Here is a 22,942-nt window from a genome sequence, read left to right as displayed (position 1 = left end):
TGGGCCAATCACAAACCTTACTCCTATCAGGCCACGCTATGGACCCGAAAGCGATTTTGCACAACCAAGATGTATACCTGTGCGACGACGAAGCGCTGCTTGCCGAGCAGACCCGTTGTTTAGAGGTGCTCTATGACTTTAATCAGACCCGCCCCAGTGAGGGTGAAAAACGCCAAGCCTTGATGCAGAAACTGTTCGCAGAGGTGGGTGAGCATTGCTACATCGAGCCGCCACTGCGGGCTAATTGGGGCGTTAATACCCACTTGGGTAAGAGTGTCTACGCCAACTTCAACCTAACGCTGGTAGACGACACCCATATCTACATCGGCGATCATGTGATGATTGGGCCTAACGTTACCATTGCTACTGCAGGCCACCCGGTCGACCCTGCGCTTCGTAAGCGCGTAGCCCAGTTCAACCTGCCGGTGAGCATCGGTAACAATGTGTGGTTGGGCGCTGGCGTGGTGGTGCTGCCCGGCATTAGCATCGGTGAGAACAGCGTGATTGGTGCGGGTAGCATCGTCACCAAGGATATTCCGGCCAATGTGGTGGCGGTGGGCAACCCCTGCAAGGTACTGCGCGAGATTAACGAGCGCGACCGCGAGTTCTTCTACCAAGACCGTCGGATTGATTACTCTCGCCTGTAGGTGAGTTTCTTAGTCTGCGTTGGCTGGATTGGGGAGTTCCGAGGTTTTGGCGACCGGGTCTTCGCCGGATAAGGAGTTCTCAAAGGCGACGCGGATAGCAGCTATACGCCCAGAGCTGTTCATTGTTTGCAGTGTTTGTGCGAGCTCGGGCACCAGTGCCGAGTGCTTAGCATGCAGGTAGTGATACAAGGGCGCTTGGTAGATTACTGAGCTGGACGAGTAAACACCTTCAAGCTGCTGAGTGTGAATGGTTTTGAGCGCATCAGTGGTAATCGCAACGGCCACATCGATACGCCCTGCCTTGAGCATCTTGAACAGGGCGTGGGTGTCATGCACCTCGGTAACATCCATCCCTTGAGTCCCTTCGGCGGCATACAGATGACCACGCACGATACCTATTTTGTAATCGGCCATGCTTTCCCAGCCGGTAATCTGAAGGTCTTGGTTTTTTGAGTACACCTTGCTCTCCATAACGCAAATAGCCACTGGAACCCGAACCAAGTTTGGATACAGCGCCTCAGCGCCCTTGATTCGCATGACTTCCCCGTCGGTCATGCCTGAGTTTGAAAGTGACAGTGAGCGTTTGGCTGGGTAGTGCTCGATATCGACAGTGATCCCCAGATGTTCATAGGCCTCTTCGAGCACTTGTGAGCAGTTATCCGCCAGCAACATTCCCTTGAGTGTGGACAAGGTGAGCTGGCCTGTCTCGGCGGTTAAGGGAGCTGCCAACAGCGCTAGCAGGAGTAGCGAGATTCGATACATTCTATTGAGCTCCGAATAAACAAAGGCGCAGGTCGATACATTCCTCTAAGCGTAGCTTACTATCCTGATGATCCACCGAATGCTCCAGTGTTCATTCCAGCCTTGACGCGGCGGTTTTGTAGCTAGATTGCCAACGTGCTGCTATTGAGCTCTGCGATTGACTTAGCCCCGCATAGCGTCATCGCCACCTGCATCTCTTTTTTATACAGCGCTAGCAAGTTTGCCACGCCCGCCTTGCCTTGCGCGGCCAGCGCATAGACAAAGGAGCGACCAATCATGGTGCAGTCGGCGCCCAGCGCTAGCATCCTGACCACGTCCAAGCCGCTGCGTACGCCCGAGTCCACCAGGATCTTCAGCTCGCCACTGACCGCGTCGGCAATTGCAGGCAATGCCTTTGCTGTGGAGAGCACGCCATCGAGCTGGCGGCCACCATGGTTGGAGACCACGATACCATCGGCGCCGAAGCGCAGCGCATCCTTGGCGTCTTCGCTATCGAGGATGCCCTTGATAACCATCGGGCCGTCCCAAAACTCGCGGATCCACTCCAGATCCTGCCAGCTAATCGATGGGTCGAAGTTAGCGCCGAGCCAGCCGATATAGTCCTCTAATTTGGTGGGCTCTCCCCGGTAGTGGGAGATGTTCCCCAAGTCGTGGGGCTTGCCCAATACGCCCACATCCAAGGCCCAGCTTGGATGCAGCATGGCTTGGGCGACACGCTTGATGGCCGCATTCGGCCCACTCATGCCCGAGTGCATATCCCGGTAGCGGGCGCCGGGAACCGGCATATCCACGGTAAACACCAAGGTGGTAACCCCCGCCGCTTTAGCGCGCTCTAATACGTTGCGCATAAAGCCGCGGTCTTTGAGCACGTAGAGCTGAAACCACATCGGCCGATTGATCGCCGGGGCGACCTCCTCAATCGGGCAGACCGAGACCGTCGATAGGGTGAAGGGAACGCCACACTCTGCCGCTGCCTGCGCCGCCTGTACCTCGCCGCGCCGGGCATACATACCGGTGAGTCCCACTGGCGCAAGCGCCACCGGCAGAGCTAACTGCTCGCCGAACAGCTCGGTGTTCAGGCTTAGCGCTGACATATCTTTAAGCACCCGCTGGCGCAGTGCGACCTGATTGAGATCGCCGGTGTTGTTGGCCAGGGTTTGCTCGGCGTAGGCTCCGCCATCGATATAGTGGAACAAGAATGGCGGCAACTTGGCTTTGGCGGCGGCTCGGTAATCGCTAGGGGAGGAGATAATCATCGACAGTCCTTGTTGGTGTTTCTGTTTTTATAAGTGCTGGGCAAGTAGAAGTAACTTAGATCTTTGGCGCATATTGAGTTATAGAAATAATGAACAACACTATTTCCATAAATGGCATAAAACGATGCGGGCAGATGATCTTTTGCTGTTTTCTCAGGTGATTGAGCTGGGCAGCTTTTCCAAGGTGGCTGAAGAGAATAGCCTTACAAATTCAGTAGTTAGCAAGCGTATTAGCCGCTTAGAGCAGGCGGCGGGCGCAACCTTGTTGTATCGCACCACCCGCAAACTGGCGCTGACCGAAGCCGGGCGTACCTTGCTACAAAGTGCCAATAATGTGAAGCTCGCCACCCAAGAAGCCCAGCAGGCAGTCGCCGGTATGGGAGAAAGCCTGACCGGACATATCAAGATGTCGGTGCCTACCATTTCCGGCGAGTTGCTGCTGGCTGATGCGGTCACCGAGTTCTGCAATCGCTATCCGGGGCTGAGCGTCGATATGTCGCTCAACAATCGCTTTGTCGATCTGGTGGAGGAGGGCTTTGATTTGGTCATCCGCACCGGCCACTTGGAAGACTCCAGCCTGATCGCCCGGCACATCCTCGACTCGCGCTGGGTAGTCTGTGCCAGCCCGGCCTACCTGCGCCAACACGGCCATCCCCAGCGGCCGCATGCTTTAAGTGAGCACAACTGCTTGCAGTATGCCTACCACACCTCGGGGGCGCGAGACTGGGAGTTTGTTGGCAGTGAAGGCAACTACGTGGTGAGAATCAACGGTAACTACTGCTCAGACAATGCCACTGCGCTGCGCAAAGCAGTGCTGGGTGGGCATGGCATTGCTTATCTGCCGCGCTGCCTGATCTATCAGGACTTGTGCAGCGGCGCACTGCTAGAGCTATTCCCGGAAGGCGTGGCCAAGGTATTGGGCGTGTATGCCATCTACCCCTATACCCGCTATTTGCCAGAGAAGCTGAAACTTCTGGTTGAGCATATCCGGCAGCGTTATTTAGCGATGGCGCACTACTTCTAATGCGCCACATAAATGGGCTCATGACTCGCTTTGGGCTAAGAACCACAAGGACTGACGCATACTTGCCTGAGTCTGTATATACTCGGGCTCAGCATCGAATTCGCGCAGCAGGGATCCTGCTCCAGCAACAGCACATCTTGCTGCTAAAAGTAAAAGACCACTCCGGTGAATACTGGCTGCCACCCGGAGGCGGCTTCGAGGAGGGGGATGCCAGCACCAAGGCTTGCTTGCGCCGTGAGTTCTTGGAAGAAGCTGGGCTTGACGTGGAAGTTGGGGAGCTATTGGCGGTGCGGGAGTTTTTAGAGACCACCGTCGGGCGCTACAACGCCGAGTTTTTCTATCACATCAGCGATTATCGTGGCGAGCCGCACATTGCCAACCTCGATGGTTTGAATGATCAGGAGTTCATTCAGCAAGTCAGCTGGGTGCCGATCAGCCAACTCGATAATCTGCGCACTTATCCTGCTGATTTGTCGACCTTGGTTGCTCGCGCCGAGCGGCAAGCCTACAGCTTGCACCTAGGCAGTTTTATCCAAGGTGTTAACGAATCTGTAAATCAACTGTAACGCAAAGGTTGTGCTGTGCGCGGCAGTTGTTTACCGATTGTAAAAATAACTATGGTAGTCCTTTCAGATATTTATTAGATTTGACTCGGGAATGTCACTAACTTGTCACCTTGAATTCACAGCGGTGACTTAGCGTTATTGACGTTTTGGTGTTGCTTGAACTGATCCGCTCCGGTAGTGCAAAGTGAGTCGAAATCAACACGCCAGCACAAAACAAGCAGGCCACAATTTTTTGTCTCTCTTTGAACTGAAATGACAAAAGATCAAAGCCAATCGCGATCGCAACCAGCACTTGAGACAACAAAAAATCGTTCATGGTAATACCTGTTTTTCTTTAAGAGCGCGCGCCGCCCGCGCGAAAATATGTAGAGCCATTGGCCATCGCTGCAGGGTCAGTCTTTTGTTGGCGAGTACTCAAGCAAATACTCGGTGCCCGTTTCACCTACCTTTTGAAAGCCCAGCCGATAGTAAAGCTGCTGCGCGGGGTTGGTTTTAATCACCCCCAGTGCCACCTTGGCATTTTGCTGTGCAGCCTTTGAAAACAACATCTTAAGCAGCTGAGAGCCGATACCATAGCCCTGAAATGCGTCGGCGACTTGGATTTGCACCACATACCAACGGTGTTGCTCTTGCTGGTACAGGGTCTTAAACAACCCCATAGGCTCGCCTTGGTGCTCCACGATTTCAGCATGCTCAAAGTCAACTAGTACCCGCTCGCGGTAGCCAGCTTCAGTGGTCGACATTCCCACATCGACAAGGTAGCGGTGCATGGTTTGCTTGCGCAGCGCAATCAGGAAATCGATATCCGCTTCGGTGGCCTTTCTTAGTGAGATATCCATGGGCATATTGGCTCCTGCCATCGATATGTTACAGGTGTTTTTTAAACGCGCAGTAGGGGTCACTCTTATAGCCCTGCGCCAGATAAAAGCGCTGGGAGTTACTGCGATCGCTGTCGGTAATCAGCATGATGTAGGAGCAGTTGTTTTGCTTGGCTCGCCGCTCAACATCGGCCATCAGCGCAGCGCCAATGCCTTGGCGTTGATAGGCGTGGTCCACCACCACGTCTTCGACCACCATAAACGATTGGCAAGCGCCGAACAGCATCTCACAAGTTATCGAAAGCACTGAACCGACGACCTTGCCGTCGACTTTGGCGACAGCGATATGGTGGCTGGGATTATCGCTTTGGCGGTCCAGCACCTGCTTCATGTTGTCGAGGTGAACACTATTCGGCAGTAGCTGTTGGTAGAGCTGAGCCAGCTCCGGGAGGTCCTGTTGTTGAGCTGCAGATATCTGCATCTGGCTTTCCTTGTGGTGGGTTATGCGCTTGGTTCCGTTAGGCGTGTCTGGCAGGGGGCTTACACATTGCCATTCAGCGATGAGTTAAACGAGAACATACGCACCTCATCGCGGGCAAACCAGCCCAACTTTTGGTAGAGGCGCTGGGCATTTTTGTTCTCGTTGGCCACAAACAAGTGGGTTTTAGCCACGCCCTCTGCGGCAAGGGCAGCGATGGCGGCAGCAATCAGTTGCTTGCCTATCCCTTGGTTGCGACAGCGGCTGTCTACCGCCAAGTGTTGCAGGTAGCCACGTCGGCCATCAGTCCCCACCAAGATTGCGCCAATAATGGCCTCGCCATCAAGCGCAACAAAGCTTAGGCCGGGGTTGCGCTTGAGGTAGCGGGCAATGCTCTCGTAAGAGTCGGCATCGCGCAGTTGCATAGCCTCGGTGGCCGACCACAGCCGGATCACCTCCGGGTAGTCCGCAATTTCCATTTCGCGAAGGGCTGCCATGTTCTGTCCTTAGTTAGGGTGTTTCGTCTGAGGGTTTAGTCCGCTCACTTGGCCCATTCTGTCAGGCTTTCACACTCGTTAAATGGCTCGATATGGATCATCACATCGCTCACCTCTTCAACCTCGCGTAGCACCTCTTTGTTAAAGCCCTCAGAGATATCGTGAGCCGCTTGAATGGACAAGTGTGCATCCACCAAGAGATGGAAGTCGACGAAGATCTGGCCACCAATGCGGCGGGTGCGCAGGGCATGGATCTCGCGAATATCATCGTGCTTGGCCGCCAGCTCGTGGATATGTTCAATCACATGCTCGCCGGCGCTTTGCTCAAGGATTTCGGTAAGCGATGGCCAGACGATCTCCACCGCGCTTTTAATAATCATCACCGCCACCACAATCGCGGCGATCTGGTCCAGATAGAGCTCGTTGGAGACAAAGTTGGCGGCCAGCACCGACACCAGTACTGGTAAGGAGCTAAACGCATCCGAACGGTGGTGCCAAGCATTGGCGCTGAGCGCCGAGGAGCGGATCTGCTTGGCGTGCTTCATGGTCCAGCGATACAGCACTTCCTTGGTGACAATCGACAGCACCGCCGCCAACAAGGCTAAGTGAGAAGGGGAGGAGCCTTGGCCCTGGCCGATGCGGGCGATGGAGTCGCCGACGATGCCTAGCGCCACCACAATCAGCACCGCGCCAATCACGACATTGGTTAAGGTTTCATAGCGCTGGTGGCCATAGGGGTGGTCATCATCGGCAGGGCGAGTCCAGAACTGCGCGCCAACCAGCACCGCTAGGTCGGTGAGTAGATCGGAGAAACTATGCACACCATCAGCGACCAGTGCCTGACTGCCCGATACCACGCCAGCGCCAATCTTCATGATGGCCAGCATGATGTTAGCCAGTGAGCCAACCAATGTTGTTTTGCGAATGATTTTTAATGTCGTCACGGTACCCCCTGCAAGCAAGCGGTGAGTATACCGAGCTGATTGATTGTCTCAACAGGTAATACCTATCTAATTGAAAGGTAAGATTAATTATCATTTTCCTTTGAACGGGTATGGGCTGCGTAATCGCGAACTCATGAGTGCTCGAAATTTACCCAACTTTGCATTGTTGATAAGTTACTTTGCATTTAAGAATGCATCATGGTGGTGAGGAATCAGGAGTTACCACCATGCGAAGCGCAAAGTACGTCATTACCGCCATTGTCCTGTTGACTAGCCTGGCTTGGTTAGCCGCAGAGCCCAACTTACTCACCACTCGGGGCTTCGCCCTGCGCAGCCTGCTGATTCAATACAGCGGCATCATCTCAATTGTGCTGATGAGCCAGTGTATGTTGCTGGCGCTGCGTTTGCCGCTGGTAGAGCGTTTCACCCATGGTCTGGATAAGTCCTACCGCATTCATAAGTGGTTGGGCATTGCTGCGGTGGTAAGCGGTGCGCTGCATTGGCTACTGGCGATCGTACCGAAAAAGCTGGTGCAGGCAGGGTTTATAGATAGGCCAGTGCGCGCCGGCAGCGGCGGTGCCAACCTCGATGGAACCGTTGCTTGGCTGCGCAGCTACAAGGGCGAGGCGGAGTTTATCGGTGAGTGGGGCTTCTATCTGATGGCGCTATTGCTGGTGGTCTCCTTGGTGGCCATCGTGCGCTACAAACCGTTTCGTATCAGCCACCGTTTAATGGCGCTGTGTTACATCGTGTTGGGTGTGCATTCCTTGGTGCTGATCAAGCCCGCCTATTGGGGACTGCCCATCAGCATTCTCACCAGCGGGTTTATTGTGCTGGGGCTGGCTGCGGCGCTCTATAGCCTGTTTGGGCGGGTAGGGGCCAGCAAGGTTCATCGCGGTATTATCGCCAAGGTGCGCTACTTCCCGGGCATGGCAAGCACCGAGGTGGTGATAGACATGCCGCCATCATGGCCGGGCTTCAAGCCCGGGCAGTTCGCCTATCTTCGCTACGGTGAAGAAGAGCCGCACCCCTTCACCATCGCTGGCGGCAAGGGTAAGCAGCTGCGCTTTATGATTAAGGCGCTGGGCGATTTCACCGAGGGCTTACATATGAAGCTGCGTGAAGGCGAGCTGGTGGAAGTGGAAGGCCCCTATGGCGATTTCACCTTCGACGCGAAGAGTAAGCAGATCTGGATCGCCGCCGGTATTGGTATCGCCCCGTTTATGGCCCGGTTAGAGTGGCTGGCAGCTAAGCCGAGTACGCAGCCGATCACCCTGATATTCAGCGCCAAACACCCCGATCCCAGCCTGATCTCGGAGCTGCAAAAACGCGCCCGCACCGCAGGCGTTGCGCTTAAGCTGGTGGATACCGCCACACAGCCGCGTATGAGCGCTGAGCAGTTGGCCCGCGAGTGCGGTAGCGTTGACGATGGCGCTGTGTATTACTGCGGCCCAGTTGGCTTTGCCAAGCAGCTTAAGTTGAGCCTGGTCGATAGCGGGTTAAAGCCGCAGCATTTTCATCAGGAGTTATTTGAGATGCGCTAACGTATCTTCTCCATGGCCTAAGTCCTTCCATCTCGAAGTGACACATAGCGATGATTTAATTCACATTTTCTTGTGTTGCATTGATAGATGGCAGCGATTACTGTGCTGCCGTCCCGAGACGGGGGGACGGGGGATTGGATCAGTGACCTGAAGGCGCACTGTGATGCCAGCATGCCTCCGCTCAACCGAATGAGTATCGCCGGGACGAAATAGCCAAGCCAGTGAACGCCGGCAAGATGCGATTCGCTTGGATTGGCAGCTCTCAATCAAGATGAAAGAACACCATGAAACGCAACACTGAAACCACTCCGCAAGGTCACTTATCCCTATTCCGACGCCAGCCACTGTCACGTGCCTTTACTGCGGGTCTTATATTGGCTGTGATAAACGGCTGTGGCACACAACAAGAACAACCAGATTCGCCAGCGCTGGTGTTCAGCGGCGAAATGCGAGTTGACCAGCCGCTAACAGTCTCTCTCGATTGCGACGATTGCATGGCTGAGTTTGAATGGGCCATTGAGCGCGACGGTGAGTTGTTGCCATGGTTGGTGGAGAGCGGCCCGCAGGCCAGCTCTACGGTGATCCCTAAGGCTCAAGACTACGGTGCGCGCTATCGGGTAAGCGCTAAGTTGGTGCCAAGCACAGAGCCGCTGGCTGATGACGCGCAGCCTATTGTTCTGGAAACCGAGCGCCAGCCACGTCAGGTGAGCCAGCTTTTGGCACTGCACAAGGGTTTTGCCGCACTGACCAGCGACGGTCGATTACTTCACAGCGAGGATGAGGCCAACAAGCACCAATGGCCTTTGGGTTTTCCCGCCCCCTCTCAACGTTTTCATACCCTGCTTGGCGATGGTTATGGCTTTGTGGCGCTAAGTGGCGATAGCCAGGCCATTGTGCGCGGTGGCTTTATCGAGGAGCAGCACAAAACCGCACTTGGCCGGGTCGAACGGGTGATTGCTGAGATTAAACTGAGCGGGGGCGAGTATCTCGCCGGCGGTGGTTTTACCCTGTTGGACGATAAACACCAGTTCACCACCGCAAACCGGCGTTCGTTAGATGATCAGGGCGTCTTGAGCAAGCAGGAGCACGCTGCGCTTACTCAGGTGCAAAGTGTGCATGACTTTTTGCTGCTGTGGTTTGAAGATGGCTCGTTTCGGGTGGATCTTGAGGACGCGGATCTGGAACCGCAGACCGTGCTAGCACCCACCACAACCCGAGAGGCATACAACCAAGCGGTTCGAGAACGGTTTGAGTTGATAGCCCTGCTTTCTGGTAGTCCGATCGAACTGCTCGGCGACCTCAGCCGTTTTGAGCTCGACGAGGCGCAGTTTCAGGCCGAGATGAACGCCCAGAAAACCAGCGCAGAGCGCAAGGCCGCGGCCGACTGGCTCGCGAAACACAACACTCTGGCGATTCTCGCGGAGTACCAGCCCAAGCAATTGCTGGCGCAAGGCAGCGAGCCAATGGCGCTGGTTGACCATTCTGGCGGGGTGCTGCTCTTATGGAGCTCCATGTGTGGGCCTAACGAAGATGCCCCCTGCCACTGGTCACAGGCGGATGCCGTCGCCATTGAGGAGCGACGTAGCAACACACTCTTGGTGCAGCACAATGACGGCAGCTTGACCGTGATCCCTACGCGTCTTGATGGCATGCAAACGCGCTACCCCTGGCCGGGTAAGGTGGCAGTCAGCGATGTGGCATTGGTCGGTGAGGACAGTCTGCTCGCGCGCTCTGAGGATGGCTTGGTGCATGTATGGGCTGCCGCTGGATCCCGCCGCGTGGAGAACCCTGAGTTTGCCCAGGTGTTCCGAGAGCCGGTGGCACAGTTCAGTGCCAACCTTTGCCATGGGTTTGGCATCGACAGTCTTGGCTCCTTGCAGATTTGGACCCATCAGCGCTGTGATCACACAGTGGTGCTGCCCGATAGCCATCAACACGATGTCGACCGGGTTATCTCTCATCCCGACAATCACGAGTTTGCTATCCTGAAGCGCGACGGAACAGCGATAATCTGGGGACAGAGTCAGGAGTCTTGGGGGTTAATCGTGCCACGCAAGCAGATCTCCAGTCGCCAGCCCAGTGACAGCATAGAGCTGCCCACCACCACCCCTTGCCACACCTTTAGCGGCGTGCGTGACATTGTCGCCAATCAACACGGCTTTTTGCTGCTCAAGCAGGATGGCTCCTTGGTTGCCTGGGGCCAGCTGGGTAGTGGCATCGACATTGCCGAGCAAGTTGAGCAGATCCATATGAACGATCAGATCCTGTCCCAATCTTGGGGCGGCTAGGTTAAACAAAGCTGTTGCAAGGATAATTATGAACAACACACAGTTTTTCAGCCGTATGGTTGCTGGACAGGTATTGTTGACTCTAGGGGGGCTTACAGTCGCTAGCCCAGCCTCGGCAGAAAAGGATTGTACTGCCCAGCTCGCGTCAATTGCCGAGCTGTATCAGCAGCAAAACATCGCCGAGTTAGATGGGTTCACTCCCATTCACTACCAGCACGATTGCCAGGTATTGCCCCATGAGGAAAGCTTCACCCTGAATGCTTTGGTATTTGCTAAGGCCGAGGTGGATGAGTTGGACAAGACCCACCGCATTGCTGTGGTGCTCAGTAACAGTGATAGCGGCAATATCGTCGCCAAGGCGCCAACGCCCATTGAACTTGAGGACAAACTTTGGCTGCAATTCAAGGCGCTAAGCTTGGACACGGCTCGCTATTGGCTCGGAGAAGGGCGTACGATTGAGGATCGCGCGTTTGGTGTACGTATGCACCTGCGCTCAAGCAATAACGTCGGTCGTGCCGAGCGAATGGATATGTTCCTAGCTCAGGGTGAGGTCTTACGTCCCGTGGTGACGGATCTGGCGGTACGGGAAGCCGCTGGTATGGCCATGCCGTGCGGCGAAGAGGAGCAGGGTACGACGCGCACCGTTGATATGCAGCCCAGTCGCCATAATGAGCTGATGGATTTGGTGATCCGCAGCCGCGAGTTTGTTACCGAGTACGACTTTGATAGCTGCGAAGTAACGACGGTACATGGTCAGCGCAGTACCGACATCCTGCCGTTTTACGCCGGACGCTATCGGGTGCCGGTCCAACTGCGAGCCAGCGATACTTGGAGCTACGATCATGCCTTTGATCCTTCCCGCTTCGTCAACAGCAATCAGCTGGCTAACGATGGGGACTTTAGAGATCACCTGGAGCGTTTTTTTGGCCCGCACAAAGACACCTTGTTTTGGGAAAAGGCAACCCTGGCTGAGCAGATCCGTGCTGGACTGGCTAAGCCAGAGCCACTTAAGGAACTAGAGCTAGGAGGCTACATCACTTCAGGATGTCGTCAACACAGCTGCCCGGAAAAGGCGCTGTACGCCTCCGACGGTGACATGCTGGAGCTGTTTGCAGCATTGCATTATCAGTGTGACGAGTGTCCCGATGCTGGTCAGCTGCGCATCTACTATCGGGATGAAACGGCACTTGAGCACTTCGGTCCGGTGCTGTCGCGCTGGCAGGGTGAGTACGCGCCAGACAGCTCGGTGACTCGGCAGGCGATCTCGCTTCATGGGCTGGGCCCAGTTGAGGCAGTAAACCTGCCGAAGGACCGTTAGAGACGCTCTTGAACTCGATCCTAATTCAGGATCTAATCGGTGATTGGGAGTGAGAGGGCAGCAGCGAGCGTTCTGTTTTTACCGTTACCATTGGTTAAAGCAACAGCAACTATTAGCTGCCTTGCTTGCATGGCGGTGCCGCCAGCATTGTTGTAAGCTTGGTGGCCCGCTGACAGGCAAGGAGGCTTCATGGGGCAACAGGATTCACTGCCCAATCCCATTCAGGTTGTGCTGCTGAGCACCTCAGATTACGCCACAGAACATATCGAACAGGTACTGGCCCGACCCGGCTTTGGCTACTCCGAACTCGCGTTTTCCCCCTCATGCAATTTGGTAGAGCTTAGCGAGCAGGCCGATGTGCTGTTGGTGGCAAATCGTGAGTTTCTCCAGGCGGAAGAGCAGTGCTTGCTGGCGGTGCGTCGAGACTCCACCATCCCGCTGTTGGCGGTGACCTACAACTATCAACTAGAGCAGTGCAATCGCTGTTTTGAGATGGGTGGCGACGACATCGTCGTTGGTCCCAAGCACCTGCAAGAGCTACCGTCGCGCATTATCGCTTGCCTGCGTCGTCAGCGACGTACCGCGATGGCGCTGTCTAAAAACGAATTGCTACTCGATGAGCTGTACCTTAATCGCCAGAGCTGTGCGGTCAGTGTTGCGGGGCAGTCGCTGTCACTTACTCCGGTGCAGTTTAGCTTGCTGTGGCTGCTGGCCACCTATCGCAGCAAGTCTTTAGACAAAGCCTTTCTATACCAGCACGGACTAAACAAGCCACAAACAGCGCACGATCGCAGCCTGGATATGCATATTAGCCGGGTGCGTAAGAAGCTGGGCGAGGCGGGTTGGTCTGCGGAGCGGATCCGCACGGTGCACGGCGTGGGGTACTGTTTAACCTAGTGATGTGGTGAGGCCAGTCGCTTGCGTCTGGCTATTGAAACGAGCTATGGCACTCACCGTGAGTTTAAGTTTTCTGGCGTGCTATTGGCCGCGAAGGCCTAGCCAGATGGCAAAATCATCCACGTCTTTGATCTCATCGAGCTCGAGAATCCAGATAAGCTCTGCCACATCGGAAAAGTCGATACCGGCTGGCTTGGCGATAATCGGGTTGCGGTAGCGCCCTTCCAGCCCGTTGTAATGGCTGGCGATTTGTAAGGCCAAGGTCCACGACTCACCGTGCGTAGGGTCGGCCTGGATCTCATCGAAAAACTGCTGATTGACCTCATAAAACCCGGCGGTGCTGTTATTGGTGTAGTTGCCATCTTCAATGCGGTGGTAATTGGCGTAGCGTTTGACAAACTCCAGCGCCATCGGTGTGGTCATCTTCTCGTTCCAGTCGCTGTGCTGCACGATATGCACCTGCTGCTTAAGCTGGGCGGGGTTAAAGTCGTCTTGCAGCAATGACAGCCACTGCGCCGATACATCCGACTGACCTGCCTCCATCACCCACACTTGGCCTTGTGCGTTGAGGGTTTGCTTGGCCTTGCTGTACACCGCGTTGATAGCGTCAATTCGCTGGTTGTGGGCGTCTACCCAGTTGTTGGGGAACACCATATCGAACAGCTCAGGGCTAGGAATGTATAGCCCGGGCTGCCTGCCGTACGCGCCAGCGACGGCGATGTAGTTGAAGTCCTCATAGCCGATCCGCTTCAATACACTGCCCGTGGCCGCAATGGAGTGAATATCGTCGGCATCGGTCTTACTGTCGTATTGAAATACCAGCAAATCCTTGGCGATATCGAAACTGGGGCGTTGGTCGGCGTTGGCGTGAAATATAAAGCCAACCAGAGTGAGCGTAAGTACAAACATTGATTTAATCATGGTCAATCTACCTTACTGTTGGGGGACTTCATCGTACTATTTTGTCCATCATTAACGGGCTTACGATATTTCGCCGATGGCTTGTGAAATCCCACCAATCAAGGCTTGCTCCCAGCAATCCGATAGCTATGAATCTGGCTCACGGCATTTGACTTGGTCACAGCGTTATCAAGGCGCGTGTTTAGCCTCAAACGCTTGCTAAGTGGGCTTTTTAGCATGATGGGGACTCGGGAGATTAAGCCTAAGGGTGGGCGCGGCTATGAAACTAAAAAAGGTCAACTGTGGCTTGTAAAGAAACCACATAGTTGAGTCGAGCGCTATAGCGGGAGCGGCCATGCCACTCGTTACCGCGAATATGTAACAGTTGTAAAAACACTTTACTCAACACTCTCTGAATACAAGAATGGGCGAATGATAATCATTATCGTTAACTCTAGAGGGAGTCATGAAGCGAAACGTTTCCAATCAATATAGTGTTGTTGCACTGGCGGTTGCCGGGGCCTTGTCAGGGGCTGCTTGGGCAGACGAGGCCCAGGAGACTATGGTGGTCACTGGCCAAAGCATACCGGGCGTTGATGTGGTGATCGACAACGAAGCGCTAGAGCGAATCAACGCCAATGAACTGCGCGATGTGTTCCGCAGTGAGCCTGAAGTGCGCATTGGTGGCGGTGTCGGTGCGGCGCAGAAGATCTACGTACGCGGTATGGAAGATACCAAACTCAATATCACGGTAGACGGTGCTAGCCAGGCGGGTAACTTCTACCATCACCAAGGACGTATTGCGATTGAGCCCGAGCTGCTCAAGCAAGTCACGGTAGCGGCGGGGGCCGGTAGAGCCACCAATGGCCCGGGCGCAATTGGTGGTGCGATCCAGTTTGAGACCAAGAACCCTGAAGACTTGCTCGAGTCTGGCCAGCGCTTTGGTTCGCTGGTAAAGGCCGGTTATTTCAGCAATGCCGACGCTGTGAAAGGCAGCGTGACCAGCTATGGCCGACTCAATGATCAGTTGAGCGCGCTAGCGTCCATCGTGTATAGCGACTTTGATGACTATCAGGATGGCAATGGCGAAACCCAAGCGCACACCGAGAGCGAGAGCCTGATAGGGTTGGTTAAGTTAGTGGCAGATCTTAGCGATGACCAGCAGCTATCGCTAAGCTATGAGTCGCTAAAAGACGAGGGCGTGCGCTTACATCGCCCCGAGTGGCAACCCAATGATATCCGTAACATACCGGTTCCTCAGGAGATGACTCGCGCTACTTTCATCGCTAGGTATCGCTTCGTCCCGGCTAGCAATCCTTGGTTAGACTTCGATGCCACCGTTTACAACAACAAGGCAACCCTCGATCACACCCCCGGTCCTTACGGCGATTACACCACCGAGTTCGACAGCGTTGGCGGGGATCTGCGCAACACAAGTCGTGTTGGCAATGTGGAATGGGTCTATGGCTTTGAGTTTCGTCGCGACAAGGCCGAAGGCGAGAGCCCGGATTACAGCGAGTACAATCAAGAGAAAGGCCATGTTTACAGTGCCTATACCCAAGCCGATTGGCGAGTCGCACCAGCATGGCTGTTAAGTGCAGGCCTGCGCTACGATGACTACCACTTAGAAGAGTTCAATGATAACGAGTTTGATCACGATGGCTTCAGCCCGAACATCAGTGTTCACCACTACTTTAACGACAACCTAACGGCCTATGCAGGTTGGGCGCGCGCCATTCGCGGCGCCGAAATCGGTGAGCTGTTCCGCCTAGGCTATGCCCCAAGCGCCGAAGGTCGCAAAAAAGAGCGTGCTGATAATGTCGAGATTGGCATCGATTGGTCAAACGATAGCTACTGGCTAAACGCATCCGCCTTTAAGTCTGAGATTAAAGATGTGGCCATGTACCTGTGGGAGACCCGCGAAGTCGACAATGCCGGCGACTTGGATAATCAAGGTTTTAGCCTAAAAGCGGGTTATCAGGGCTATGCGTGGCGCGCCTCGCTGGGCTATAGCTACTCACGGCCCGAGCTAAACGGCGAACCGCTTAGCGGCGAGATCAACGGTGGTGGCGTGGGCACTGCGGTAGGGAACACCTGGATTACCGAGCTGAGCTATCAGCTGCATCGCGACATTGAAGTGGGCTATATCGGTACCTATGTTGAGCGTCTAACCAAGGTGGCTGAAGGCTCTAGCGAGAAACCGGGCTACGCACTACACGATATCTATGCACGCTGGTTACCGCTACAAGCGCCGGGCTTAGTGATGACGCTATCGGTGAACAACCTGTTCGACAAAGCCTACCGCGATCATGCCAGCTATGGTGATATCAACGAGCTAGCGCGGGGCACCTTGGAGCCGGGCCGTGATATTCGCCTGAGTGCCAGCTACGCGTTTTAGCATTCGCCCTTACAAAAAAACGCCCCCTTGGCATTGTGCCGAGGGGGCGTTGTTGTCTCTGCGATTGGCTAAAAGGGCTTAGTTGCTCAAGCGCTGCTGATACAAAGGCATATCCGCCAACTGTTCTAGCTCAAATTCACCGCCTTTAAATAGCAGCGGGTAGTAGAACTGGCGCAGCGAGGCATGAAAATCACGCACATCTTGCTCGTAGGCCAATGAGGCGCTGATATCGGTGCTCGCCAGCGACGACATCAGGCGCTGGGTGAGCATCGCCGGGGACATCAGTGACGCTTTACCCGCCGCCACGTCTTTGCGAACGATGGTGTCGCGGTAGGCCTTTGACAGCTCGGCAGCGTGTTGGTCGCCCGCTTGCTGGAAGCCGTAGTACCACTTCCAATCAAACGATGACTCCATATCGGTGTAATCGGCCCACTCCGGGTGAGTCTTTAAAAACTCATCCCAGGTCACCGAGTAAGGTTGATCCCACGCGCCGTTAACCGCTTCACGTTGAGTGAGCACCACCTCGCCGCCGTTCGGGCCAGTAATCGATTGGTTGATCAAGGTGTCGCTTACCACCGGCACAATCACCGTGGCCAGCAGCCAAACACCCAGCAGCGCCGAGGCGATGCGTGGAGAGTTTTGCCCGCGCGCCAGCATCATGCGTCCGGCAATCACAGTCACTACCACCCAAAACAGCAGGTGGGCGAGGGTGATAAGCACCATCGCAACGGTTTTCGCCAGCGGCGCTTGCGTGATTGCAGCCCCCACCAATAGCGGCACCAGCATGGCCAGCGCTAGACCGGTGGTGATCACCAGCGCGCGGCTCAGCCATAGCTTGTGTTGCTTCTTGGCGCTGGCAACCAGCAGATCGTAACGACCGGCTTCTTTCTCGCCAGAGCGCAGGTCGTGCAGCAGCAAGATAACGAAGATCGGCAGCAGCACGCTCACGATAAAGGCAAAGTCGAAGCGGCCGAACAGCGACAGCTCGGGGTTTTCTGCATCGGTCTCGTAGATCTGCCCTTCCAGCGCCAGCATGCGAATACGGTGCTTCCAGGGGAAGGTATCGCGTTGGCCCATCGCTGCGAAGGCCAGTGACGACGGCTCGGAGTAGGTCACGTGGAAGCTGTAATAGGCCGCGCTGCCGTAATCGCCCTGACCGGCTAGCACGTTTTCGCGATCGACGCTGTCTTTTTCCAGCAAGCGCTCAATGGTGGCTTGTTGCAGCTTGGTCTCGTGTAGGCCACTCCATACCGCGAAGGCAGACAAGGCGAACACTGCAGAGAGGAACAGCACGATGTAGCGCTGCTTCGAGAGAAAGCGCATCTCCCGGTAAAAATCGGCAAATAGCATGTTACATCACTCCCCGGCTTGCCCGTTTAATCAGCGCCAACATTAACCCGGCCCACAACAGCAGCTGCAGCGCGTAGCGCAGACTGTGCGATAGGCGGAACTGCGCAGACTCTGGGGCGAAATCGAAGCTTGATAACACCTGCCAGTGGCTGGCATCGACACGCGCGGCTTTAGCGGTATCATCGTTCACGTAGCGGTTGATATCGGTGTGGTAGTCGAGGTCATGCTCGTGGGCATGGTTAAGCGCCTGAACAAAGTCGAAACGCAGGTCTTCGGCTTCGCGCAGGAAGCGGTGGTGGTTCTCAAGGTTCGTCCCTGCGATCATCATCGAGAAGGTACGCATCGACACCATTGGCGACAGCCAACCGAACTGGCGGGCGATCTCGGCCTGCGACAGCTCTTCGTCCATGCGCGCTTCGGCGTACTTGTTCAGTACGTCGGTCAGCTTTTTCTCTGAGTAAGTGAGTACCACACCGCGAAAGTTCATCGGCAAATCGGCAACATCATCGACGCCGTATTGGCTGAGCAAGTCTTGCTTGAGCTTTTCGTAGGCAGGGTCAGAGGCATTGTGGCCGTCACCCAGTGCGCGCAGCTCTTCAACCACCGAAAAGTCGGTCTCTAGTTTCCCTGGTGAGGGCTCCAGCGAGGCCGCTGTGGTGCTGGCAATACGAGGCACCAGAATACACAGCACCACCCAGAGGGCGATCAGAATGGCAAAGCTGGCGTTGCTGCGCGAGCTAATGGTTGAGCCCCACAACACAATGGCGCTCCAAACCAAGATGTACACCACATAGCCGAGCACAAAGCTGGCAGTAATCGCCAAAGACTCGCCATGCACGCCGGCCCACAAACTGGCAATTGCCAACGGCGCTAGCATCAGCATGCCGCTACCGGCCAAGGAGAAAAACTTGCCCGCCAGAATATCGCGCACCTTCACCCCTTGGGTGATCATCACATGCAGGGTGCCGGCTTCGCGCTCGCGGGTGACACAAGAGTAGCCCACCAAAATCAGCATCAGTGGTACCAGCACCTGCAGCATAAAGGCCGGCGACAGGCTGCTAAAACGGGTCAAGCCGCTGGATTGACGCTGCTCCGAGAACATCGCGGTGTTCTGCTGGTGGCCTTCCAAGAACATGGCGGTACCGGTAAAGGCATCCACCCCCGGTTCAATAATGCTCAGCGGAGAAGGCGTGCGGAATACATAGTGACCGTAGTGCACCATACGGTGCGGGTGGCGATCGGGCTGGTCGAAAAAGGTCTGCTCGGAGATACGCTGCAGCTCGGTGCGCTCTGCCGAGGCTTGGCGCACTTCAATCGAGTTGACGATGACCGAGGCCAGCGCCAATGCAATACCGATAAGGATGACGGTGGTGGCGACCTTGGTTCGTCGCCAATAACGCCACTCATCGAACATAACGGATTTGATGATGCTCATTAGGCGTTTCTCTTGGCAAAGGCAGTGTGTACTTGTTCGGTATCGATAAGCTCGTTGCCGTTACGCTCGAACACGCCAACGATCTTGCCTTGGTCGAGTAGGCCAATGCGGTGGGCTACTTGGCAGGCGCCATATACATCGTGGGTCACCATAAACACGGTCGAACCTGCTTCAGACAGTGCAGTTACCAGCTGGTTGAACTCGTCAATGGCGCTTGGATCAAGGCCCGAGGTCGGCTCATCCAAGAACAGTACCGGCGCACTGCGCAGCAAGGCCAGCGCAATCGCGGTCTTCTGGCGCATGCCTTTAGAGTAGTCAGCCAGTTTTTTGTGCCAGGTGTCGGCTTGCAGGGCAACTCGCTTAAGTGCCGCTTCGATATCGCTGGCGCTGCGCTTTACATCGGCCAGCGATAAAAAGTATTCGATGTTTTCCATGCCGGTCAGGTGGCCATACAGCATCACCGACTCTGGCAGGTAGGCCACCTTGCTGCGAATAAAATCGCTATCGCTGGTGACCGAGTGGCCCAGCACCGACGCGCTACCTGAAGTAGGCGCAACCGTGCCAAGAAAGGTCTTTAGGGTGGTGGACTTACCGGCACCGTTGCCCCCAAGCAGGGCGAACACTTCGCCACGGTTTACAGTAAAGCCGACATCGTCAAGCACGCACTGGTCAGCAAATCTCACGTTAAGAGATTCTGCTACTACGACTGGCTCAGACATTGATTCTCCGAATAAACAATTAATTTCGCGGAATGATATAACATATCATTATGACAATTCAGAGTATCTTGATAAAAAATTCTGAGTGAATAGTGCTTATTCGTTTAGAAAATGCAGGTCGACTTGTCAGTTAGTTGTTATCCCGGCCCAAGCGCTCAACCACAAAGTCGAGAAACACCCGTACCCGCTCCGGTTGATAGGAGCCACCACGAAACAGGGCATGTAGCGGCACACGCAGCGGCGCCACGCCCATATCGATTTTGACGAGCCGCCCGCTGGCCAGATAGTTTGCGACAATCATATCCGGCTGATAACTCACCCCAAGGCCTGCCAAGGTCAGTTGGCGGATCAGCCGTGGGCTATTGCTTTTAAATACGGGTTGAATAGCGACGGTGGTACTGCCCTGATGGTCTGTAGCATCGGCGCTTAGCGGCCAACGACAGGTGGGGTGCAGGTTGGTGTCCACCAAACAGGGCAACTGCTCGATGCTGCTTGCGGTTTTGGCTTGCTTGGCCAGTGCTGGCGCGGCGTAGAGCGAGCTTTGCAGCGGCATAATTGGCCGGTAGTTAAGGCTGGAGTCGTTTAGTTCGCTGGCGCGAAAGGCGATGTCGATACCTTGCTCCACCAAATCGAGCTTTTGATTGGTCACCACCATATCGATTTCAACATCGGGATAGCGCGCCAAGAAATCCGGGATCAGCGGGCTGAGCAGCTCCTCGGCAAAGCTCTGCGAGGCGGTTACTTTAAGCGGCCCGGCGGCGTGCTGGCGGCTGGAGTGTAGCTGACTATGGAGTTTGTCGAACTGCGCCAGCACTTCGAGGGCTAGGCGGTAGTATTGCTGCCCAGCCTGATTGACCGAGAGCTTGCGGGTGGTGCGATGAAACAGGCTGAGCCCTAGCTGCGCCTCAACCTGATTGATGTATTTGGAGGCGAGCGACTTTGATATCCCTAGACGTAAGGGCGTGTTGACCTTTCGTGTTCGAAATTTGTTCACTTTAAACGGCATCTGAGCAAGGAATGAGTGACGCAGCATAGTATTCTATGTAAGGAGCGAAGGACGCCGCACAGATGCCGTTTAAAGTGAACCCGAAGGGCAGCGTTTCTAGGCCAATCATTCGGCGTCAAAGCCTGCTTATGTAGATGGCTACACTGCGCATTCTTTTCCTTGTCTGATTGGCCTAGAACTCGCTGCAAAAGTGAACACGAAAGGTCAACACGCCCTATGCGGCTGCAGTAAACGAGCCAGTTTCCACTACTGCTACCACTGTTCTCATTCCGTCGATAGTGTCCATGCTTTGTCAACAAACTGGAAATTATCATTCCATGCTAACGGGGTTTTTCTGGGGCGCAAGTCGCTCTTTAATAAACACAGCCATCACATCGACACGGAGCACACCATGATTACACTCTATTGGCACCCCATCTCGGGCCACGCCCATCGCCCCCATATGCTGCTTAGCCTGCTTGAACTGGAGTTTGAGTTGGTCACAGTGGATTTGCTCAAAGGCGAACAGCATCAACCTGAGTTCTTAGCCCTCAACCCCTTTGGCCAGATCCCGGTACTGCGAGATGGCGATGTGGTGATCGCCGACTCCAACGCCATCTTGGTGTACTTGGCGAGTAAATACGATAAGTCGCAGCAATGGCTGCCCGAGGCACCCGAGCTACGCGCTCAAGTCGAAACCTTCCTTTCACTGGCTGCCAATCGCTTGGCGGGCACGGCCTCCAAGTTGCGAGCCGCTAACCTGTTTAACCGCCCCATCGACAGACCGAGCTTGTTGCAGGAAGCGGCCAAGCTGTTTGCCCAGTTAGAGGGCTACTTGCTGCTGCGCGATTGGCTGGTGGGCAGCCACCCAACCATCGCTGACTTGGCGATGTACAGCTACACCAAGCTGGCCCCTGAAGGGGGAGTGAGCTTACAGGACTATCCGGCGATTGAGGCGTGGCTGGCCAGAGTCGAAAGTTTGCCGGGTTTTGTGCCGATGCAGTTGTCGAAGGTGGGGCTGAGATCAGACTAACAATGCTGAACTGGGTTAAGTGAGGATAAGTTTAGCGTTGCCTAAACCAGTAGGCATAGCTTGTTGTAAACACCAACAACAGGATACACACACCGATTGTAAACGCGGTATAACCGTGACAACTGCCTTTGATGCCAGTTAAAAGCCTGAATGGCTCGGACGCACCAAGGTAAAGAGCAAAAGCGCCGAGTAATACGAAGAAAATACACGCCATAACAAGTGCCAAGGTAGATAGAAGGCTTTTATTCTGAGCTAGCTGCGGGTTTAAGTTTGCACCCGAAAGGTACTTGGGAGTGCATACCTGCCAGCATACGGCGATGCAAAGGGGTATAAGCAGCAAGTCCATGGTCACGATAGGCAGGCCCCGATGACCAGCCAATGAGTCAAAGGCGATCGCGAGGGTCACTAAAAGAAGTGTTACTACAAGGTTCTTCATTTGTTTACTGCGTTCAAAACTTGGCTTTAATCTTGGCAACAAAGCGTTCTATTTGCTTACTGGATACCTCTTCACTCTTGTATAGCGAGAGAAACGTAAGGCGGCACTTGGGGGCGCAGGCGCCCAACAGCGCAATCTTTAATACTCGCTTAACTGGCTTCCACAGCACCAAGTTATGGCCCACCAAGGAGACCCGAGAGTGGTGACCACCTTTACTTCCTTAAGGTTCGACAGTCTGGGTTTAATCGCACCTAGCGCTTTATCATGATCGTAGGCATGCCCCGGCGCCCAAACGCGGTCAAACCATCCCTTTAAGATGGCCGGGAAGCCAAACCCTGAGGGATCCCCTCATAATTCTGTGAAAACATAGCTGTTTTTTCTCAGCTGCCGGATAAATGCCAGTATCGCCCATTTTATGTCTCGAACTTTTAGCCGATAGCATCCTCCGCGCCTGAGCACCTCTTTGCCCAGCCGCAGCAGTGACAACACATTTCGGTCTCGCACTGTGTTTGCCTGAAAGTGTTTATGCCAACCGGATTTACACGCAAACAGACCAACCCAGTGCAGGACCAATTCCAGCAGTAATGCGATCAGCAACATGATGTCAAAGCGCTTAGGGCAGCGGCTGCGACTATGCCGCAACCCAA

Annotated in this window: 21 protein-coding genes and 3 pseudogenes; 9 read left to right on the top strand and 15 right to left on the bottom strand. The window is 54.9% G+C overall.

The window, feature by feature from the left end:
* Positions 1-38 precede the first annotated feature (38 nt).
* Positions 39-647 carry a sugar O-acetyltransferase gene (locus tag G462_RS0117905; protein ID WP_026960212.1) on the top strand — a complete coding sequence of 203 codons (609 nt, stop codon included), beginning with the start codon at positions 39-41 and terminating at the stop codon, positions 645-647.
* 9 nt (positions 648-656) lie between these two features.
* Here the strand turns inward: G462_RS0117905 and G462_RS0117900 are convergent, their stop codons facing one another.
* Positions 657-1,409, bottom strand: a complete 753-nt coding sequence (locus G462_RS0117900; RefSeq protein ID WP_026960211.1) for a substrate-binding periplasmic protein — start codon at positions 1,407-1,409, stop codon at positions 657-659.
* Positions 1,410-1,531: 122 nt separating this feature from the next.
* On the bottom strand, positions 1,532-2,665 hold the full coding sequence (gene lldD / locus G462_RS0117895) for an FMN-dependent L-lactate dehydrogenase LldD (protein ID WP_026960210.1): 1,134 nt from the start codon (positions 2,663-2,665) through the stop codon (positions 1,532-1,534).
* Between the two features lie 124 nt (positions 2,666-2,789).
* Between lldD and G462_RS0117890 the strand changes: the two genes are divergently transcribed.
* Together G462_RS0117890 and G462_RS0117885 are read left to right on the top strand one after the other, a co-directional pair.
* Positions 2,790-3,689: a LysR family transcriptional regulator gene (locus G462_RS0117890; protein WP_026960209.1), complete on the top strand. Its 900-nt coding sequence runs from the start codon at positions 2,790-2,792 to the stop codon at positions 3,687-3,689.
* A gap of 62 nt (positions 3,690-3,751) precedes the next feature.
* Positions 3,752-4,255 carry an NUDIX domain-containing protein gene (locus tag G462_RS0117885; RefSeq protein ID WP_026960208.1) on the top strand — a complete coding sequence of 168 codons (504 nt, stop codon included), beginning with the start codon at positions 3,752-3,754 and terminating at the stop codon, positions 4,253-4,255.
* Positions 4,256-4,429: 174 nt separating this feature from the next.
* Here the strand turns inward: G462_RS0117885 and G462_RS25155 are convergent.
* From G462_RS25155 to G462_RS0117860, 5 genes and pseudogenes are all read right to left on the bottom strand, one after another.
* Positions 4,430-4,571, bottom strand: a pseudogene (locus tag G462_RS25155) (YgjV family protein); the annotation flags it as partial.
* A gap of 76 nt (positions 4,572-4,647) precedes the next feature.
* Positions 4,648-5,094 (bottom strand): GNAT family N-acetyltransferase, encoded by a 447-nt coding sequence (locus G462_RS0117875; protein WP_026960206.1) that lies wholly within the window; start codon positions 5,092-5,094, stop codon positions 4,648-4,650.
* Between the two features lie 28 nt (positions 5,095-5,122).
* Entirely contained in the window at positions 5,123-5,554 is a 432-nt protein-coding gene (locus G462_RS0117870; RefSeq protein WP_026960205.1) for a GNAT family N-acetyltransferase, read from the bottom strand.
* Between the two features lie 59 nt (positions 5,555-5,613).
* Positions 5,614-6,048, bottom strand: a complete 435-nt coding sequence (locus G462_RS0117865) for a GNAT family N-acetyltransferase (protein ID WP_026960204.1) — start codon at positions 6,046-6,048, stop codon at positions 5,614-5,616.
* Between the two features lie 44 nt (positions 6,049-6,092).
* Entirely contained in the window at positions 6,093-6,992 is a 900-nt protein-coding gene (locus G462_RS0117860) for a cation diffusion facilitator family transporter (RefSeq protein WP_026960203.1), read from the bottom strand.
* A gap of 227 nt (positions 6,993-7,219) precedes the next feature.
* On the opposite strand from G462_RS0117860, the gene G462_RS0117855 reads away from it, so the two are divergent.
* The 4 genes from G462_RS0117855 to G462_RS23290 all read left to right on the top strand — a co-directional run bounded on the left by G462_RS0117855 (position 7,220) and on the right by G462_RS23290 (position 13,039).
* A complete protein-coding gene (locus G462_RS0117855) occupies positions 7,220-8,536 on the top strand; it encodes a ferredoxin reductase family protein (protein ID WP_026960202.1) in 1,317 nt (438 codons plus the stop codon).
* A gap of 284 nt (positions 8,537-8,820) precedes the next feature.
* Positions 8,821-10,824, top strand: a complete 2,004-nt coding sequence (locus tag G462_RS0117850) for an RCC1 domain-containing protein (RefSeq protein WP_026960201.1) — start codon at positions 8,821-8,823, stop codon at positions 10,822-10,824.
* A gap of 28 nt (positions 10,825-10,852) precedes the next feature.
* Positions 10,853-12,142 (top strand): PA3715 family protein, encoded by a 1,290-nt coding sequence (locus tag G462_RS0117845; protein WP_026960200.1) that lies wholly within the window; start codon positions 10,853-10,855, stop codon positions 12,140-12,142.
* Positions 12,143-12,331: 189 nt separating this feature from the next.
* Positions 12,332-13,039, top strand: a complete 708-nt coding sequence (locus G462_RS23290) for a response regulator transcription factor (RefSeq protein WP_051326837.1) — start codon at positions 12,332-12,334, stop codon at positions 13,037-13,039.
* A gap of 81 nt (positions 13,040-13,120) precedes the next feature.
* Here G462_RS23290 and G462_RS0117835 read toward each other — a convergent pair whose 3' ends face one another.
* Positions 13,121-13,960 (bottom strand): hypothetical protein, encoded by an 840-nt coding sequence (locus G462_RS0117835; protein ID WP_026960199.1) that lies wholly within the window; start codon positions 13,958-13,960, stop codon positions 13,121-13,123.
* Positions 13,961-14,405: 445 nt separating this feature from the next.
* On the opposite strand from G462_RS0117835, the gene G462_RS0117830 reads away from it, so the two are divergent.
* Positions 14,406-16,337 carry a TonB-dependent receptor domain-containing protein gene (locus G462_RS0117830; RefSeq protein WP_026960198.1) on the top strand — a complete coding sequence of 644 codons (1,932 nt, stop codon included), beginning with the start codon at positions 14,406-14,408 and terminating at the stop codon, positions 16,335-16,337.
* Positions 16,338-16,415: 78 nt separating this feature from the next.
* Here G462_RS0117830 and G462_RS0117825 read toward each other — a convergent pair whose 3' ends face one another.
* From G462_RS0117825 to G462_RS23285, 4 genes are all read right to left on the bottom strand, one after another.
* Complete coding sequence (locus G462_RS0117825; RefSeq protein WP_026960197.1) at positions 16,416-17,687, bottom strand: DUF3526 domain-containing protein; 1,272 nt, start codon at positions 17,685-17,687, stop codon at positions 16,416-16,418.
* Position 17,688: 1 nt separating this feature from the next.
* Complete coding sequence (locus tag G462_RS0117820) at positions 17,689-19,122, bottom strand: ABC transporter permease (RefSeq protein ID WP_026960196.1); 1,434 nt, start codon at positions 19,120-19,122, stop codon at positions 17,689-17,691.
* The gene (locus G462_RS0117815) at positions 19,122-19,841 is read right to left on the bottom strand and encodes an ABC transporter ATP-binding protein (protein ID WP_026960195.1); all 720 of its coding nucleotides are present in this window, start codon (positions 19,839-19,841) and stop codon (positions 19,122-19,124) included. The genes G462_RS0117820 and G462_RS0117815 overlap by 1 nt, the downstream gene beginning before the upstream one ends.
* Positions 19,842-19,971: 130 nt before the next feature.
* Complete coding sequence (locus G462_RS23285) at positions 19,972-20,874, bottom strand: LysR family transcriptional regulator (RefSeq protein ID WP_211234241.1); 903 nt, start codon at positions 20,872-20,874, stop codon at positions 19,972-19,974.
* 364 nt (positions 20,875-21,238) lie between these two features.
* Here G462_RS23285 and G462_RS0117805 point away from each other — a divergent pair, with 364 nt between their 5' ends.
* A complete protein-coding gene (locus tag G462_RS0117805; RefSeq protein ID WP_026960194.1) occupies positions 21,239-21,859 on the top strand; it encodes a glutathione S-transferase family protein in 621 nt (206 codons plus the stop codon).
* Positions 21,860-21,890: 31 nt separating this feature from the next.
* Here G462_RS0117805 and G462_RS0117800 read toward each other — a convergent pair whose 3' ends face one another.
* From G462_RS0117800 to G462_RS24825, 3 genes and pseudogenes are all read right to left on the bottom strand, one after another.
* Positions 21,891-22,295: a hypothetical protein gene (locus tag G462_RS0117800; RefSeq protein WP_026960193.1), complete on the bottom strand. Its 405-nt coding sequence runs from the start codon at positions 22,293-22,295 to the stop codon at positions 21,891-21,893.
* Positions 22,296-22,433: 138 nt separating this feature from the next.
* Positions 22,434-22,616, bottom strand: a pseudogene (locus G462_RS25150) (hypothetical protein); the annotation flags it as partial.
* 27 nt (positions 22,617-22,643) lie between these two features.
* Positions 22,644-22,942: pseudogene (locus G462_RS24825) on the bottom strand (IS4 family transposase); the annotation flags it as partial.

This window comes from Aliagarivorans taiwanensis DSM 22990 (assembly GCF_000429505.1).
Lineage (GTDB): Bacteria > Pseudomonadota > Gammaproteobacteria > Enterobacterales > Celerinatantimonadaceae > Aliagarivorans > Aliagarivorans taiwanensis.
This window is presented reverse-complemented; position numbering and strand designations above follow the sequence as displayed.

Excerpts from the sequence above, each read along its gene's own strand:
- G462_RS0117825 (WP_026960197.1), bottom strand. The coding sequence starts at position 17,687 with ATGCTATTTGCCGATTTTTACCGGGAGATGCGCTTTCTCTCGAAGCAG.
- G462_RS0117875 (WP_026960206.1), bottom strand. The coding sequence starts at position 5,094 with ATGGATATCTCACTAAGAAAGGCCACCGAAGCGGATATCGATTTCCTG.
- G462_RS0117890 (WP_026960209.1), top strand. The coding sequence starts at position 2,790 with ATGCGGGCAGATGATCTTTTGCTGTTTTCTCAGGTGATTGAGCTGGGC.
- G462_RS0117870 (WP_026960205.1), bottom strand. The coding sequence starts at position 5,554 with ATGCAGATATCTGCAGCTCAACAACAGGACCTCCCGGAGCTGGCTCAG.
- G462_RS0117805 (WP_026960194.1), top strand. The coding sequence starts at position 21,239 with ATGATTACACTCTATTGGCACCCCATCTCGGGCCACGCCCATCGCCCC.
- G462_RS0117900 (WP_026960211.1), bottom strand. The coding sequence starts at position 1,409 with ATGTATCGAATCTCGCTACTCCTGCTAGCGCTGTTGGCAGCTCCCTTA.
- G462_RS0117800 (WP_026960193.1), bottom strand. The coding sequence starts at position 22,295 with ATGAAGAACCTTGTAGTAACACTTCTTTTAGTGACCCTCGCGATCGCC.
- G462_RS0117820 (WP_026960196.1), bottom strand. The coding sequence starts at position 19,122 with ATGAGCATCATCAAATCCGTTATGTTCGATGAGTGGCGTTATTGGCGA.
- G462_RS0117815 (WP_026960195.1), bottom strand. The coding sequence starts at position 19,841 with ATGTCTGAGCCAGTCGTAGTAGCAGAATCTCTTAACGTGAGATTTGCT.
- G462_RS0117850 (WP_026960201.1), top strand. The coding sequence starts at position 8,821 with ATGAAACGCAACACTGAAACCACTCCGCAAGGTCACTTATCCCTATTC.
- G462_RS0117855 (WP_026960202.1), top strand. The coding sequence starts at position 7,220 with ATGCGAAGCGCAAAGTACGTCATTACCGCCATTGTCCTGTTGACTAGC.
- G462_RS23285 (WP_211234241.1), bottom strand. The coding sequence starts at position 20,874 with ATGCTGCGTCACTCATTCCTTGCTCAGATGCCGTTTAAAGTGAACAAA.
- G462_RS0117845 (WP_026960200.1), top strand. The coding sequence starts at position 10,853 with ATGAACAACACACAGTTTTTCAGCCGTATGGTTGCTGGACAGGTATTG.
- G462_RS0117830 (WP_026960198.1), top strand. The coding sequence starts at position 14,406 with ATGAAGCGAAACGTTTCCAATCAATATAGTGTTGTTGCACTGGCGGTT.
- lldD (WP_026960210.1), bottom strand. The coding sequence starts at position 2,665 with ATGATTATCTCCTCCCCTAGCGATTACCGAGCCGCCGCCAAAGCCAAG.
- G462_RS23290 (WP_051326837.1), top strand. The coding sequence starts at position 12,332 with ATGGGGCAACAGGATTCACTGCCCAATCCCATTCAGGTTGTGCTGCTG.
- G462_RS0117905 (WP_026960212.1), top strand. The coding sequence starts at position 39 with ATGGACCCGAAAGCGATTTTGCACAACCAAGATGTATACCTGTGCGAC.
- G462_RS0117835 (WP_026960199.1), bottom strand. The coding sequence starts at position 13,960 with ATGATTAAATCAATGTTTGTACTTACGCTCACTCTGGTTGGCTTTATA.
- G462_RS0117865 (WP_026960204.1), bottom strand. The coding sequence starts at position 6,048 with ATGGCAGCCCTTCGCGAAATGGAAATTGCGGACTACCCGGAGGTGATC.